The organism is Methylobacterium planeticum (assembly GCF_008806345.1).
Classification (GTDB): domain Bacteria; phylum Pseudomonadota; class Alphaproteobacteria; order Rhizobiales; family Beijerinckiaceae; genus Methylobacterium; species Methylobacterium planeticum.
Genome location: NZ_VZZJ01000004.1, coordinates 213,859 through 228,725, shown reverse-complemented (window position 1 = coordinate 228,725; position 14,867 = coordinate 213,859). Strand labels below are relative to the sequence as shown.

Sequence of the window (14,867 nt, the reverse complement as noted above, 5' to 3'; positions counted from 1 at the left end):
GATCCGCAGGGCTGTTTCGCCGGCGGTGTGTCAATTGAAATGAACACGACATTTGTCATTTCAACTTGACACATGTGGCCCTGAAAAATTAGCGTTCCGGCATGGCAACGCCGGCTCCCAGCGCACTTGTCGAGCTTCTGAAGCCGATCACTTGGTTCGCGCCGATGTGGGCCTTCACCTGCGGCGTGGTCTCGTCCGGCCAATCCCCGCACGGGCAATGGGCCGTGATCGCGGCCGGCGTCGTGCTCGCGGGACCGCTCGTCTGCGCCACCAGCCAGGCGGTCAACGACTGGTACGACCGCCACGTCGACGCCATCAACGAGCCGAACCGGCCGATCCCCTCGGGCCGGATGCCGGGGCGCTGGGGCTTCTACGTGGCGTCGGCCTGGACGCTCCTGTCCCTCGCGGTCGCGGCGGCGCTCGGGCCCTGGATCCTCGGGGCCGCCCTGTTCGGCCTCGTCCTCGCCTGGCTCTACAGCGCCCCGCCGCTCCGGCTGAAGCGGAACGGCTGGTGGGGCAACAGCGCGGTCGCGCTCTGCTACGAAGGGCTGCCCTGGTTCACCGGAGCGGCCGTGATGGCCGCCGCCATGCCCGACCGGCGGGTGCTCGCCGTGGCCTTCCTCTACTCCGTCGGCGCCCACGGCATCATGACGCTCAACGACTTCAAGTCGGTGGAGGGCGATCGCCGCACCGGCATCCGCTCCCTGCCGGTCCAGCTCGGCACCGACCGGGCCGCCCGCTTCGCCTGCCTGGTGATGGCGCTGCCCCAGGCCGTGGTGATCGCCTGCCTGCTCGCCTGGGAACGGCCCTGGCACGCGGGCCTCGTGGCCGCCCTCCTCCTCGGCCAGATCCTGCTGATGGGTCGCCTTCTCGCGGCGCCCCGCGCCCGGGCCGCCTGGTACAACGGGACCGGCACCACCCTCTACGTGCTCGGCATGCTGGTCGCCGCCTTCGCGCTGCGTCCCCTGGTTCAGGCGGGCCTCTGATGCCGAGCTTCTCCTGGGCCCAGATCGTCCGTCTCGGCCTGGTGCAGACGGCGCTCGGCGCCGTCGTGGTGCTGATGACCTCGACGATCAACCGCGTGATGGTGGTCGAACTCGCGCTGCCGGCGGTCGTGCCCGGGGGGCTGGTCGCCCTGCACTACGCCGTGCAGGTCCTGCGGCCGCGCTGGGGCTACGGGTCGGATGTGGGCGGGCGCCGCACGCCCTGGATCGTCGGCGGCATGGCGGCGCTCGCCCTCGGGGGCTTCGGCGCGGCGGTGGCGACCGCCCTGACCGAGATCGACCGGACGGCCGGCCTCGCCCTCGCGGTCCTGTCCTTCCTCACCGTCGGGATCGGCGCGGGCGCCGCCGGAACCTCGCTCCTCGTCCTCCTGGCGACCGGCGTCGACGAGCGCCGCCGGGGCGCCGCCGCGACGATCGTCTGGGTGATGATGATCGCGGGCTTCGCCGTCACGGCCCCGCTGGCCGGGCATTTCCTCGATCCGTTCTCCGGCCTGCGGCTCGTCGCCGTCTCGGGCTGCGTCTCGGCCATCGCCTTCGCGGTGGCGCTCCTCGCCGTCCTCGGCGTCGAACCCGCCCGCGCCGCCGACGCCGCCGGGACGGGACGGGAGGTGAAGCCGCCCTTCCTTACCGTCCTCGCCCGGGTCTGGGCGGAGCCGGCCTCCCGCCGCTTCACGATCTTCATCTTCGTGGCGATGCTCGCCTACAGCGCGCAGGAACTGATCCTCGAACCCTTTGCCGGCCTCGTCTTCGCGATGACCCCCGGGGTCACCACCAAGCTCGCGGGGCTGCAGCACGGGGGCGTCCTCGCCGGGATGCTGCTCGTCGCCGGCCTCACCATGGGGATCGGCGGTCCGAGGCTCGGCTCGCTCAAGCTCTGGACGGCAGTCGGCTGCGCGGGCTCCGGCGTCGCCCTCGTGGGCATCGCCGGGGGCGGCCTGATCGGGCCCGACTTCCCCCTGCGCGTCCTCGTCTTCGCCCTCGGCCTGTTCAACGGCATCTTCGCCGTCGCGGCGATCGGCTCGATGATGGGGCTCGCGGGCGCCGGCGGCGAGGCCGAGCGGGGAACCCGCATGGGGGTCTGGGGCGCGGCGCAGGGCGTGGCGTTCGGGGCCGGCGGGTTCCTCGGCACGGTGGCGGTCGATCTCGCCCGCCTCGTCGCGCCGGCGCCGGTCCACGCCTACGCGGCGGTGTTCACCGGCGAGGCCCTGCTCTTCGTGCTGGCCACGATCATCGCCCTGCGCATCGAGCACGCGGGGGCGACCCGCATCCGCCGGGCGCGACGCCCCGCCCCGCTCCGCTTCGAACCCCGATTCGAGAGGTAGATGCCATGTCCGATCCGGCCGCGCCTGACACCTTCGATGTGGTCGTGGTCGGCGGTGGGCCGGCCGGCGCCACGGCGGCGACCGACCTCGCCCGGGCGGGGCGCCGGGTGCTCCTCCTCGACAGGGCCGGGCGGATCAAGCCCTGTGGCGGCGCGGTCCCGCCTCGCCTGATCCGCGACTTCGCGATCCCCGACGACCTGATCGTCGCCCGGATCAAGTCGGCACGCATGATCTCCCCGGCGGAGAAGCGCGTCGACATGCCGGTGGGCGACGGCTTCGTCGGCATGGTCGACCGCGAGCATTTCGATCCCTGGCTGCGCAACCGCGCAGTCCTGGCGGGCGCCGAGCACCGGGCCGGCACCTTCGAGCGCATCAGCCGCGACGAGGGCGACCTCGCCCGCGTGCATTACCGCGGCGCGGACGGCGACGTGCAGGTGCGCGCGCGCCTCGTCATCGGGGCTGACGGGGCGACCTCCCCGGTCGGCCGGGCGGAGATCAAGGGCCATGCCGCGATGCGACAGGTCTTCGCCTACCACGAGATCGTGGAGGCGCCGCGCACCAGGGCCGATTTCGACGAGACGCGCTGCGACGTCTTCTACCAGGGCAAGCTCTCGCCGGATTTCTACGCCTGGATCTTCCCGCACGGGAACACGATCAGCATCGGCACCGGCTCGGCCCGCAAGGGCTTCTCCCTGCGCGGCGCGATCCGGGACCTGCGCGCCGCGACCGGCCTCGATGCCGGCCGCACGATGCGGCGCGAGGGCGCGCCGATTCCCCTGAAGCCCCTGCGCCGGTGGGACAACGGCCGGGATGTCCTGCTCACCGGGGATGCCGCCGGCATCGTCGCGCCGGCCTCCGGCGAGGGCATCTACTACGCGATGCTCGGCGGACGGCTCGCGGCGGAGGCCGCCGACGCCTTCCTGGCGACCGGCCGCGCCGCTGCCCTCGCCCAGGCGCGCCGCCGCTTCATGAAGCTGCACGGGCGCGTCTTCCTGATCCTGCGGATCATGCAGGCGGTCTGGTACCGCAACGACGCCCTGCGGGAGCGCTTCGTCTCGATCTGCCGCGACAAGGACGTGCAGCAGCTCACCTGGGATTCCTACATGAACAAGGAGCTGGTCCGCGCCAAGCCCGCCGCGCATGCGCGCATCTTCTTCAAGGATCTGGCGCACCTGTTCCGCTGGGTCTCGCCGTGATCGGGCTCGATCCCGACTGGCTGCCCGCCCTCGTTGCCGTCGCGGCCTGCCTCGTGGTCGGCGTCGCCGGCGGCCTGCTCACCGTCACCGGCCCCTGGTACCACGCCCTCCGGCGCCCGGGCTGGAAGCCGCCGGACTGGGCCTTCGGGCCGATCTGGACCACGATCTTCGCCCTGACGGCGGTCTCCGGCGTCATGGCCTGGCACGCGAGCCCGGACGCGCCGTCCCGCTCCGTCCTGATCGGCGCCTACGCGGTGAATGCCGTCCTCAACATCGCCTGGAGCGGCCTGTTCTTCCGGGCCGAGCGGCCGGACTGGGCCCTCGTCGAGGTCGTCTTCCTCTGGCTCTCGATCCTCGCCCTGATCCTCGTCACCGTGCGGGTCTCGGCGTTCGCGGCCGTCCTGCTGCTGCCCTACCTGATCTGGGTCGGCGTCGCGGCCGTCCTCAACCGGGCCATCGTGCGCCTCAACGGCCCGTTCCGGAGGGCGTGAGGCGTGGAAGCGCTGTTCGCGAGCGGACGGATCATCGAGATCATCCTCGGGCTCGTGCTGTTCGAGGCGGTGGCGCTCCTCGCATGGCGCGCCCGCACGGGCCGCGGGCCGAGGGCGCGCCCCCTCCTCCTCAACCTCACCTCCGGCGCCTCCCTGATGCTGGCGTTGCGCGCGAGTCTCGTCGGCGCGGGCTGGACGGTGATCGCCGGCTGGCTCGCCCTGTCCTTCGCGGCGCATCTCGGCGAACTCGTGCTGCGGTTCCGGGAACGGCGGCACGATGCCGTTTGGCCGCACCCAACGATTTCGTGAGCCAGGAACTTCGCGTTCAGACGATGCGTTCAACGCGCGATCCCACAGCTGAATTCGTCTTCCGCTCCACCGCATGATCGGAGATTTGGCACCATGCGTCGACTTCGCGCCCTCGCTGCCACCTCCGGTTTTGTGTCGATCTTGACAGTCGCGGCCGTGCCGGGCGCGCGTGCGGCGGATCAAGATTTGATCAAGCGCGGCGAATACTTGGTGACGGCCGGCGATTGCGTCGCCTGCCACACCGCTCCGGGCGGCAAGAGGCTCGCCGGCAACTACGTGCTCAACACGCCGATCGGCAAGATCCGCACCCCGAACCTGACGCCCGACAAGGAGACCGGTCTCGGCAACTGGAGCGAGGAGGACTTCTACCGGGCCTTCCACGACGGCATCAGCAAGGACGGGTCCTACCTCTACCCGGCCTTTCCGTTCGGCTGGTACACGAAGGTCACCAAGGACGACGTGAAGGCGATCTGGGCCTACCTGCAGTCGCTCGAGCCCGTGAACGAGCCCCGCAAGGACAACGAGATCCCCTTCCCCTTCAACATCCGCACCGCGCTGATCACGTGGCGCACCGCCTTCTTCTCCGCGGGCGAGTTCCAGCCGGACCCGAACGCGAGTGCCGAGGTCAATCGCGGCGGGTATCTGGTCGAGGGGCTGGGGCATTGCGGCATGTGCCACAACGAGCGCAAGCTCGTCGGCAACAGCGGGCTCGCGGGCAAGCTCGGCGGCGGCGTCATCGACGGTTGGTACGCGCCCAACATCACGCCGAACGACCACCAGGGCATCGGCTCCTGGACCGACGAGCAGGTGATCACCTATCTCAAGGCCGGCACCGCGCCCGGAAACGCCCCCGGGGTCGCCGCCGGCCCGATGCGCCAGACCATCGAGGAATCCCTCAGCAAGATGACGGATGCCGATCTCAAGGCGATGGTCGCCTACCTGCGCACCCAGAAGGCGCGCGAGACCTACAAGGTCAAGGATCTGGAGGCCTTCAACCAGCCGAACGCCCCGGGTTCCGCGACCTATCTCAGCTACTGCTCCTCCTGCCACAAGCCGGACGGTCGCGGCGTCGAGGGTGCGATCCCGGCGCTCGCCGGCAATACGTCGGTGCAGTCGCAGGGCCCCGAGACGGTGATCAACGTCATCCTGGGCGGCCTCGGCGCCCAGAGCGGATACGCGCCCATGCTGGCGGTCGGCCAGGGGATGACCGACCAGGAGGTCGCCGACGTCACCGACTACATCCGCAATTCCTGGGGCAACAAGGCCCCGGTCATCGCCGACCGCGGGGTGGTCTCGCAGGCGCGGGGGCAGATCAAGACGATGCTCGCGGGCAACGCCCCCTGCGCCGAGATCGAGCAGCCGGCGATCGCCAAGGCCCTGGATGAGGCCGGCCTCGCCGACGCGCTGAAGGACATCAGGCAGGAAGACTTCATCCCGCGCCTCGACGGTCTCCTGCCCAAGATCAAGGCGGCAGCCCCCGGCGCCAAGGACGACGACATCGTCAACGGCCTCACCACCGCCTTCTGCAAGGTCGCCAAGGACAACGAGTTCTACCGGAACGCGCCCTGGCACGCGGTCATCGGCAGCTTCAGCAACGTCGTCTACAGCCAGCTGAAGAACCCGGAGAAGCGGGCCGAGATCCGCTCCGTCCCGGGCGCGGCGCCTCCCAGGAACTGACCGGCCGGGCGGCCCCACGTCCGAGGCAAATCCGCCGATCCCTGCCCCGTCGCCGCAGGGGGCCCGGCCGGAGGAACGATCGGCCCGAGCCCGGGTTGGACCGCGACTGCTCGATCGGGGGAGAGGTTCGGGACCAGCCGCTGCGCCGGCCCGGAACGGCCATGCGAGGCCCCGTTGCACAGCGGTCGCCGGTCTTTTCCGAGCGGGAGCGCCACGTATGGAACTCGGTATCAGCGGACGGGTCGCCGTCGTCACGGGCGGTGATTCCGGCATGGGTTACGCCAGCGCCGAGTCCCTTCTGCGCGAGGACGTGAAGATCGTCCTCACCGATATCGACGCGGAGGCCCTGCAGGCGGCCGCCAAGGCGTTGGGCAAGCTCGGCGACGTGCGGGCGGTGGCGGCCGATCTCAGCGGCATGGCGGGCGTCGAGACGCTGAAGGCCTTCGCCGACAAGGCCTTCGGTGAGAAGCCGACGATCCTCGTCAACGCCGCCGGCATCACCGGCCCGACCGGCGATTTCCTCGAACTCAGCGACGACGACTGGCTGGAGACGATCCAGGCCGACCTCATGGTCGCCGTGCGGGTCGCGCGCGCCTTCATCCCGGCGATGCGGGACGCCAAGTGGGGCCGGGTGGTGCTGTTCACCTCCGAGGATGCGGTCCAGCCCTATGTCGAGGAACTGCCCTATTGCGCCGCCAAGGCCGGCGTGATGAACCTCGCCAAGGGCCTCTCGAAGGCCTACGGACCGGACGGCGTGATGGTGAATTCCGTCGCCCCCGCCTTCATCGCAACGCCGATGACCGACGCCATGATGCAGAAGCGTGCCGAGGAGAAGGGCGTCTCCTTCGACGAGGCGATCGAGACGTTCCTCGACGAGAAGCGGCCCGGCATGGTGCGCAAGCGCCGCGGGCGGGCCGACGAGGTGGCGGCGGCCGTCGCCTTCCTGTGCTCCGAGCAGGCGAGCTTCGTCACCGGCGCGAACCTGCGCGTCGACGGCGGCGCCGTCCTGACGACGGGCAGCTGATCGGCGCAGCGGCGCGATGGGGAGCGGGGCTCGGATGCGTGAAGTGCGTTGCGACGTCGCCGTCATCGGCGCCGGCACGGCGGGAATCGCCGCCCACAAGGCGGCGCGCGAGGCGGGCGCCCGGGCCGTGCTGATCGAGGCGGGCCCGGGCGGCACCACCTGCGCGCGGGTCGGCTGCATGCCCTCGAAGCTCCTTGCCGTGGCGGGGCACGCGGCGCACGACGCGCGGGCGGCGCACCGCTTCGGCGTGCGGGTGCCCCACGTCGAGATCGACGGGCCCGCGGTGCTCGGCCGGCTGCGCGCGGAGCGCGACCGCTTCGTCCGCCTCGTCTTCGAAGGGCTCGAGGCGCTGCCGGGCGAGGAGCGGCTCTCCGGCCGTGCCCGCTTCCTCGACGGCGAGACCCTCGCGGTCGGCGACGCGACCCGCCTGCGCTTTCGCGCCGCTGTCGTCGCGACCGGATCGAGCCCGAGCCTGCCGAAGCCGCTGGAGGGGCTCGGGACGCGGGTGCTCACCACCGACACCGTGTTCGAGATCCCCGATCTCCCCGCCTCCCTGGCGGTGCTCGGGGGCGGCCCGGTCGGCATCGAGATCGCGCAGGCCATGGCCCGGCTCGGCGTCGCGGTCAGCCTGTTCGATGTCGGCCACACCCTCGCGGGCCTCTCCCACCCCGACCTCACCCGCGCGGCCGCCGAAATCTTCGGCGCCGAGATCGACCTGCATCTCGGCACCGAGGTTTCGGGCGCCGAGGCGGAGGGCGACGGCGTGCGCCTCTTCTTCAAGGGGCCCGATGGTGCGGGCTCGGTCCGGGTCGAGCGCGTGCTGGCGGCGGCCGGCCGGCCTCCGAACGTGACGGGGCTCGCCCTCGGCGCCGCCGGGCTTCGCCTCGGCGAGCACGGCATGCCGGAATTCGATGCGCGCAGCCTCCGCTGCGACGGGGCTCGGGTCTTCATCGCGGGCGATGCCAACGGCCTGCGCCCGGTTCTGCACGAGGCCGCGCGCCAGGGCCGGATCGCGGGGCGGAACGCGGCGGCGCTCGCGGTCTCGGACGCGGCGTCGGCGCCCGAGCCCTGGACGGCGCTCGCGATGGTCTTCACGCGACCCGGGACGGCGAAGGTCGGCGCCTCCTACGATGCGGAAGCGGGGAACGCGCGCGTGACCGGCGCGGCGAGCTTCCGCGACCAGGGCCGTGCCCGAGTGGAAGCCCGCAACAGCGGCGGATTGCGGATCTGGGCCGATCGGCGCGGCGTCCTGCTCGGGGCCGAGATGATCGGCCCCGATGTCGAGCACCTCGGGCATCTCCTCGCCTTCGCGATCGAGGACGGGCTCACGGCGGAGCGGCTGCGCGACCGGCCCTATTACCATCCGACCCTGGAAGAGGGGTTCGAATCGGCGCTCGCCGAGATCACGCGCAATTGCGGCGCGGGCGGCTGAGATCCGCCGCGGGCGCCGCCCGGGCGGGCTCACCGAGCCAGGTCGGCGCATTGCACTTCCGGTCCCGGCCAGCCATACCGGACGGCGCATGATCACCGATCGCTCCTGATGTCGCCGACTCCCTTGTCCAGCTCACTGCACGATGGCATCGTCGATCTCGAAGCGCTCTCGCCGGACACGATCGACGACATCGAGGTGGCAATCCTCGGTCTCGACGCGGCCGGGACGATCCGCGCCTGCAACGAGGCGGCGAGCGCCCTGACGGGCCTGTCGGCGAGCGCCATGATCGGGCGCCACTACTTTCGCGAGATCGCGCCGAGCACCAACGTCCCGGGCTTTCACGGGCGGTTCCTCGCGGGGATCCGCAAGGGGCGCCTCGACGAGGCCTTCGAGTTCGTCTTCGGCCGCGTCCCGCAGCCTCTGCGCGCGCGCATCCGCCTCGCCCAGGGCCGCGATGGCTACTGGCTCGCCATCGTCCCGCTCGGGATGCTGGCGCAGGGCCAGTCCCGCGAGGCCGTGAGGGCGGCGATCGGCCGGCGGGCGCGGGCGGAGCCCGTCGATCCGATGCTCTGCGAGCGCGAGCCGATCCACATCCCGGGGGCGCTGCAGCCGAACGCCGTGATGGTGGCGGCCGATCCGGTCAGCCTCGTGATCCAGGCCCACAGCGCCAACGTCCTCGACGTGCTCGTCGACGACGGCGTGCCGCTCGCCGGCCGCGCGCTGGAGGACGTGCTGCCGACGGCCTTCGTCGGGCAGATCCGGGCGCGCCTGGCCAGCCAGACCCTGGACGGGGGCCGCAGCATCCGGCGGGTCCTGCGCCTGCCGGGCCGCGACGGCCTGAGCTATTACGCGGTCGCCCACGCGCATGCGAGCCGGGTGATCGTCGAGATGGAGCTCGCGCCGGAGCTGCCGGAGGATTTCGGCGGCGCGAGTCAGATCGACACCGAGCTCGCGGTGACGCGCCTGCGCGCGGCCGAGACCCTGAACGGCGCGGCCCGGATCGCGGCCCTGGAGATCCGGGCGCTGACGGGGTTCGAGTGCATCCTCGTCTACCGCTTCGATGCTGACTGGAACGGCGAGGCCCTTGCCGAGGACAAGGTGCCGGACTGGTCGCGGGCGCTGCTCGGCCTGCGCTTCCCGGCCTCCGACATCCCGGCCCAGGCGCGCGCCCTCTACACCAAGGCCCGGAGCCGCTTCGTCATCGACCGCGACTGCGTGCCGGTGCCGATCGTGGCGGCCCCGGAGGCCGGCAACGCGCCGATCGACCTGACCTTCGCGCAGCACCGCACGCTCTCGCCGATCCATCTCGAGTATCAGCGCAATCTCGGGGTGAACGGATCGATGTCGATCTCCATCATGGTGGAGGGCAAGCTCTGGGGGCTAATGATCGGGCATCATCGCCAGCCCCACTACGTCGCTCCGGAGACCCGGGCGGCCGCCACCGTCCTCACCGACGCCTTCGCCATGCGGGTGCAGGAGATCGAGGGGCGCCGCCTCTGGGCCGAGCGGCAGGCGCATCTCGACACCGAGGGCCGGCTCGTGCGCGAGCTGACGCGCTCCGAGAATTTCGTGACCTCGCTCACCGCGGGCTCCGTCACCCTCCTCGACCTGTTCGGCGCGACGGGCGCGGGCATCGTCTCGGGGCGAACGGTCACGCTGCTCGGGCGGGCGCCGTCCGAGGTCGAGGTCCGGGCGATCGCGGACTGGCTGAGGCAGACGCTGCCCGCCGGCACGATGTCCTACGCGACGCACGCCTTCGCGGCGGTTTACCCCGAAGCGGCGGCCTACCAGGGGCCCGCCAGCGGCCTCCTCGGGACCTTCGTCGACGCCTCGCGGGAGCACCTGCTCCTCTGGTTCAGGCCGGAGGTGCCGAGCACCGTCACCTGGGGCGGCGATCCCCGCAAGCCCGTCCTCGCGGGATGCGGCCCGGTGGCCGTCCTGCCGCGCCGCTCCTTCGAGCGCTGGGTCGAGGAGCGCACGGGCTTCGCCGCGCCCTGGCCGGAATGGCAGGTCTCCCTCGCCACCGCCCTGGCGCAGGCGGTGGAGGGCGTGGTGCTGCGCCAGCGCCGCAAGATCGACGAACTCACCGGGCTCCTCGCCGACAAGGAGAAGCTGCTGATCCAGAAGGATCTGCTGACGCGCGAGATCGACCATCGGGTCAAGAACTCGCTGCAGATCGTCTCCGCCTTCCTGCAGATGCAGCGCCGCCAGATCTCGGATCCGGACGCGCGCCAGGCCTTCGCCGAAACCTCGGCGCGGGTGATGAGCGTCGCCCGGGTGCATGACAGCCTCTACCAGGCCGAGAGCGTCGAGGAGGTCGATCTCGGCCAGACCATCGAGAACCTGTGCAGCGATCTCGCGGGCATGGCGGGTGACGGCCACGCCGTCGACCTCGTGGCCGAGCCCGGGCTGATGGTGCCGTACCGGAAGGCGGTGGCGCTCTCGCTGATCGCCACCGAGCTCGTCACGAACGCCTTCAAGTATGCCGGAAGCCCCGATGGTGGCCGCGTCGCGGTCACGGTCTCGGCCGGGGGGGCCGGCGTCGTGCGCATGCGCATCTGCGACGACGGACAGGGCCTGCCGGAGGGATGGGCCGACGCGAAGCCGCAGGGCACCGGCCTCGGCATGAAGCTGATCCGGGCGATGCTCGACCAGATCAACGCCCGCATCGAGGTCGCCAACGCGCCCGGCGCCTGCTTCACGATCACCGCGTGAGCCTGCATCAGCACCTGCGCGCGGCGACCGCCGCGGCGCATCAGGACCTGGAGCGGAGCCTCGACTGGGAGGCGCGCGTCGCCACCCTGGCGGGTTACCGCGATCTCCTGGCGCGCTTCCGCGGCTTTCACGGCGTCTACGAGCCGGCGATCGGCGCGGCGCTCGCGGACGAGGCCTTCTTCGCGCCCCGCCGGCGGCTGGCGCGCCTCGATGCCGACCTGAGCGACCTCGGGCTCGACGCGCGCCTTGATCTACCCGGCCCTCCGGCGCCGCGGCTCGACGGTCCGGACGCGGCGATCGGCGCGCTCTACGTCCTCGAGGGCTCGACGCTCGGCGGGCAGATGATCGGCCGCCGCATCGCCGCCCTCCACGGCTTCGACGCCGCGACGGGCTGCCGCTACTACCTCGCCCATGGCAACCGGACCGGGGCCATGTGGTCGGCCTTTCGGACCCATCTCGATTCCCTGGCGGCCGGGCCCGACGCGGAGGCTGCGGCGGTCGCGGCCGCCAACGCGACGTTCGAAGCCCTGCGGCTCTGGCTCTGCCGGGACCTCCCGGCTCCGGCCTGAGGGAACCGCGCGCGGCCGCGCTACGGGCGACCCGCCGCTTCGTCGAGCAATCCCTCCACGAAGGTGCCGAGGCCGGTCCGGCGCGTGCGCTTCAGGCGCTCGGCCGTCAGGATGCCCTGGAGCGACGTGAAGGCGTTCTGGAGGTCGTTGTTGACGATGACGTAATCGTACTCGCTCCAGCGCTGGATCTCGACGCGGGCATTGGCGAGCCGCTTCTCGATGGTGGCCGGCGAATCCTCGGCGCGGCGCTCCAGGCGCTGGCGCAGCTCCGCCATGCTGGGGGGCAGGATGAAGACGGTGACGACGTCGTCCGCGAGCTTCGAGCGCACCTGCCGGGTGCCCTGGTAGTCGATGTCGAAGATCATGTCGCGGCCCGTCGACAGCACCTTCTCCACCGGGCACCGCGGCGTGCCGTAGAAGTTGCCGTGGACCTCCGCCCATTCGAGGAGGTCGTCGCGGGCCCGCAGGTCCTCGAAGGCCTCGCGGTCGATGAAGTGGTAGTGCCGCCCGTCGATCTCGGAAGGGCGGCGCGCCCGCGTCGTCACCGAGATCGACAGCTCGAGGCCCCAGCCGCCATCCTCCGCGATGGCGCGGGTGAGCGTCGTCTTGCCCGCCCCCGAGGGCGAGGACAGGATCAGGACCAAGCCGCGCCGGCCGATCGGATCGCGGGGCGCCGCGTTCGCGCCGGTCATCGGCGTGCCGTCCGGTTGGGCGTCGCGTCCCCGACCTGTGCGCGCATCATCTTGTCCACGAGCCTACTCGACGTTCTGAACCTGCTCGCGGAATTGCTCCACGACGGCCTTCAAGTCGAGTCCGATCCGTGACAGGCTGACGTCGTTGGCCTTCGCGCACAGGGTATTGGCCTCCCGGCCGAGCTCCTGGGCCAGGAAGTCGAGGCGTCGTCCGATGGCGCCGCCGGCCGCGATCAGCTCGCGCGCGGCGGCGAGATGCGCCCGCAGGCGGTCGAGCTCCTCGCGCACATCCGCCTTGGCGGCGAGCATCACCGCCTCCTGGTGCAGCCGGTCCTGGTCGAAGCTGCCGACCTCCATCAGCGTCGCCACCGTGGCGGCGAGGCGGGCGCGCACCGCCTCCGGCTTGCGGGCGGGGCAATCCTCGGCCGCGTGCGTCAGCTCCGCCATCGCCCGGAGTTGGCCCGCGATGATCTCCTGCAGCTGCCGCCCCTCGGCGCGGCGGACCTCCACGAGGTCGGTGACGAGGCGCACGACCCCCTCGGCGAGGTCGCGGGCGAGGGAATCGGTCGCGGCGGACTCGTCCTCCTCGGATTCGATCACGCCCCGCACGCCGAGGAGGCCGTCCATCGTGGCGGGGGCGAGGCCGTCCGGCCGGGGCACACGCGCCACCGCCTCGGCGAGGGACGCGAGGAGCGCCTCGTTGACCCGGATGCGCGCGGTGGTCTCGGGCTTCGTCAGGTTGAGGGACACCTGGCACTGGCCGCGGCTGAGGGTCTTCTGGAGCGCGGTGCGGGCGACCTCGCCCGCCGCGTCGTTGCCGGCCGGCACGCGGACGCGCACGTCGAGCCCGCGTCCGTTGACGCTGCGGACCTCCCAGGCCCATTGCACCGGGCCGGTGGTGCCGGCCGCCCGGGCGAACCCGGTCATGCTCGCGATCATGGTCAGATAAGCGCTCCCGCCCCGCACCGTCTCGATCGATTCCGCGCGCGCCCTGAGGCGCGCGCGGCCCTCAGGGCTGCTTCAGCACCGGCACGGTCTTGGCCGAGTTGAGGTCGAAGGTCTTGTTCTTCAGGGGATCGAGCTTGGTGCCCTCCGAGGCGTCGAAGGCCCGCGACTTGCCCCCGGGCTGGCCGGTGCCGTCGAGGGCGAAGGCCGCGTTGGAGCCCGGCGCGTAGGCCGAGGCGCGACCCGGCGTGGCGCCCGCATCCGCCGGTTCGACCTTGTCGACGCCGTTCCCGTCCGGGGCCGGGCTCTGGCGCGAGCGCTCGACCTGGCGCCAGCGCGCGACGTTCTTCTGATGCCCTTCGAGGGAATCCGCGAAGGCGTGGCCGCCCGTGCCGTCGGCCACGAAGAAGAGGTCCTTGGTGCGCGACGGGTTGGCGACCGCCTCGAGGGCGGCGCGGCCCGGATTGGCGATCGGGCCCGGGGGCAGGCCCTCAATCACGTAGGTGTTGTAGGGGGTGGGGCGCTCGATCTCGGAGCGCTGGATGCCGCGGCCGAGGGTGCCGCGGCCGCCGACGAGCCCGTACACGATGGTCGGGTCGGATTGCAGCCGCATGCGCTTGTTGAGGCGGTTCACGAAGACGCCGGCGACCCGCGGGCGCTCGTCGGCGCGGCCGGTCTCCTTCTCGACGATGGAGGCGAGGGTGACCATCTCGGCCGGGGTCCTGACCGGCACCTCGGCGCTCCGGCGCAGCCAGATCTGGTTCAGCACCTCGCGCTGCTTGGCCCGCATCAGGTTGACGATCTGCTGGCGGGTGGCGCCGCGCTCGAACTTGTAGGTGTCGGGCAGGAGCGAGCCCTCGGGCGGGATCTCGCCGATCTCGCCGGTGAGAATGTCGTTCTCGTTGAGGCGGCCGATGATCTGCTCGCTGGTCAGGCCCTCCGGGAAGGTGATCGCGTGCTGGACCTGCCGCCCCGTCGTCACCGTGTCGATGGCCTCGCTGATGCTCGCATGGGCCTTGAAACTGTACTCGCCGGCCTTGAGGGGCGGCTTGCCGCCGAAGCGCGCGGCGAGTTCGAACAGGCCCGTATGGGCGATCACGCCTTCGCGCTGCAGGATCTCGGCGATCTCGCCGGTGCCGCTGCGGGTCGGGATGACCACGACCTTGTCGGCGGCGAGGGGGCCCGGCTCCTGCACCTGCCGCTGGAACAGGGTCAGGCCGATCATGGCGCCGATGGCGAGGACCACCGCGAAGGTGAGGAGGCCGCTGATCGTGGCAAGGAGGCCGCCGCGCTCGCGCACCGGCTCCTCGGGGGGCGGCAGGGCGGCGGTGGGCTTGATCGCCTCGCCGGGGGAGCGCGGCGAGAGGCGGTTCGGGAGGGCCGGCTCGTCCGAGTTGATCGGCGTCGGCGCGGGCGTCTTGCGTCTGCGGAAGAACATCGAATTCCTGCTCGGCTCGCGCTCCCTGACCCAGGCCCGTTCGCCGGCCCTTC

13 protein-coding genes are annotated in these 14,867 nt (G+C 71.9%); 10 read left to right on the top strand and 3 right to left on the bottom strand.

Going from position 1 to position 14,867, the window contains the following annotated elements; translation table 11 throughout:
- The first annotated feature begins 101 nt into the window (after positions 1-101).
- The 10 genes from chlG to F6X51_RS06630 all read left to right on the top strand — a co-directional run bounded on the left by chlG (position 102) and on the right by F6X51_RS06630 (position 11,739).
- Positions 102-986 carry a chlorophyll synthase ChlG gene (gene chlG, locus F6X51_RS06675; protein ID WP_150962437.1) on the top strand — a complete coding sequence of 295 codons (885 nt, stop codon included), beginning with the start codon at positions 102-104 and terminating at the stop codon, positions 984-986.
- Entirely contained in the window at positions 986-2,326 is a 1,341-nt protein-coding gene (locus F6X51_RS06670; protein ID WP_150962436.1) for a BCD family MFS transporter, read from the top strand. Before chlG ends, F6X51_RS06670 begins: the two co-directional genes overlap by 1 nt.
- Positions 2,327-2,331: 5 nt before the next feature.
- On the top strand, positions 2,332-3,522 hold the full coding sequence (locus tag F6X51_RS06665) for a geranylgeranyl diphosphate reductase (protein ID WP_150962435.1): 1,191 nt from the start codon (positions 2,332-2,334) through the stop codon (positions 3,520-3,522).
- The gene (locus tag F6X51_RS06660; RefSeq protein WP_150962434.1) at positions 3,519-4,013 is read left to right on the top strand and encodes a TspO/MBR family protein; all 495 of its coding nucleotides are present in this window, start codon (positions 3,519-3,521) and stop codon (positions 4,011-4,013) included. The genes F6X51_RS06665 and F6X51_RS06660 overlap by 4 nt, the downstream gene beginning before the upstream one ends.
- A 3-nt stretch (positions 4,014-4,016) precedes the next feature.
- Entirely contained in the window at positions 4,017-4,322 is a 306-nt protein-coding gene (locus tag F6X51_RS06655) for a hypothetical protein (protein ID WP_150962433.1), read from the top strand.
- A 93-nt stretch (positions 4,323-4,415) separates the two neighbouring features.
- A complete protein-coding gene (locus F6X51_RS06650) occupies positions 4,416-5,999 on the top strand; it encodes a c-type cytochrome (protein ID WP_150962432.1) in 1,584 nt (527 codons plus the stop codon).
- A gap of 217 nt (positions 6,000-6,216) precedes the next feature.
- Positions 6,217-7,023 (top strand): SDR family NAD(P)-dependent oxidoreductase, encoded by an 807-nt coding sequence (locus F6X51_RS06645; protein WP_150962431.1) that lies wholly within the window; start codon positions 6,217-6,219, stop codon positions 7,021-7,023.
- 34 nt (positions 7,024-7,057) lie between these two features.
- The gene (locus F6X51_RS06640) at positions 7,058-8,455 is read left to right on the top strand and encodes a dihydrolipoyl dehydrogenase (RefSeq protein ID WP_150962430.1); all 1,398 of its coding nucleotides are present in this window, start codon (positions 7,058-7,060) and stop codon (positions 8,453-8,455) included.
- Between the two features lie 123 nt (positions 8,456-8,578).
- Entirely contained in the window at positions 8,579-11,170 is a 2,592-nt protein-coding gene (locus F6X51_RS06635) for a histidine kinase dimerization/phosphoacceptor domain -containing protein (protein ID WP_246696656.1), read from the top strand.
- A complete protein-coding gene (locus F6X51_RS06630) occupies positions 11,167-11,739 on the top strand; it encodes a biliverdin-producing heme oxygenase (RefSeq protein ID WP_150962428.1) in 573 nt (190 codons plus the stop codon). The genes F6X51_RS06635 and F6X51_RS06630 overlap by 4 nt, the downstream gene beginning before the upstream one ends.
- Positions 11,740-11,759: 20 nt before the next feature.
- Here F6X51_RS06630 and gmk read toward each other — a convergent pair whose 3' ends face one another.
- The 3 genes from gmk to mltG form a co-directional block, all read right to left on the bottom strand.
- Complete coding sequence (gene gmk, locus F6X51_RS06625) at positions 11,760-12,431, bottom strand: guanylate kinase (RefSeq protein WP_150962427.1); 672 nt, start codon at positions 12,429-12,431, stop codon at positions 11,760-11,762.
- 63 nt (positions 12,432-12,494) lie between these two features.
- Complete coding sequence (locus tag F6X51_RS06620) at positions 12,495-13,358, bottom strand: YicC/YloC family endoribonuclease (protein ID WP_246696655.1); 864 nt, start codon at positions 13,356-13,358, stop codon at positions 12,495-12,497.
- A gap of 82 nt (positions 13,359-13,440) precedes the next feature.
- Positions 13,441-14,814, bottom strand: coding sequence for an endolytic transglycosylase MltG (gene mltG / locus F6X51_RS06615; protein ID WP_150962425.1), 1,374 nt, complete (start codon positions 14,812-14,814; stop codon positions 13,441-13,443).
- Positions 14,815-14,867: the final 53 nt, after the last annotated feature.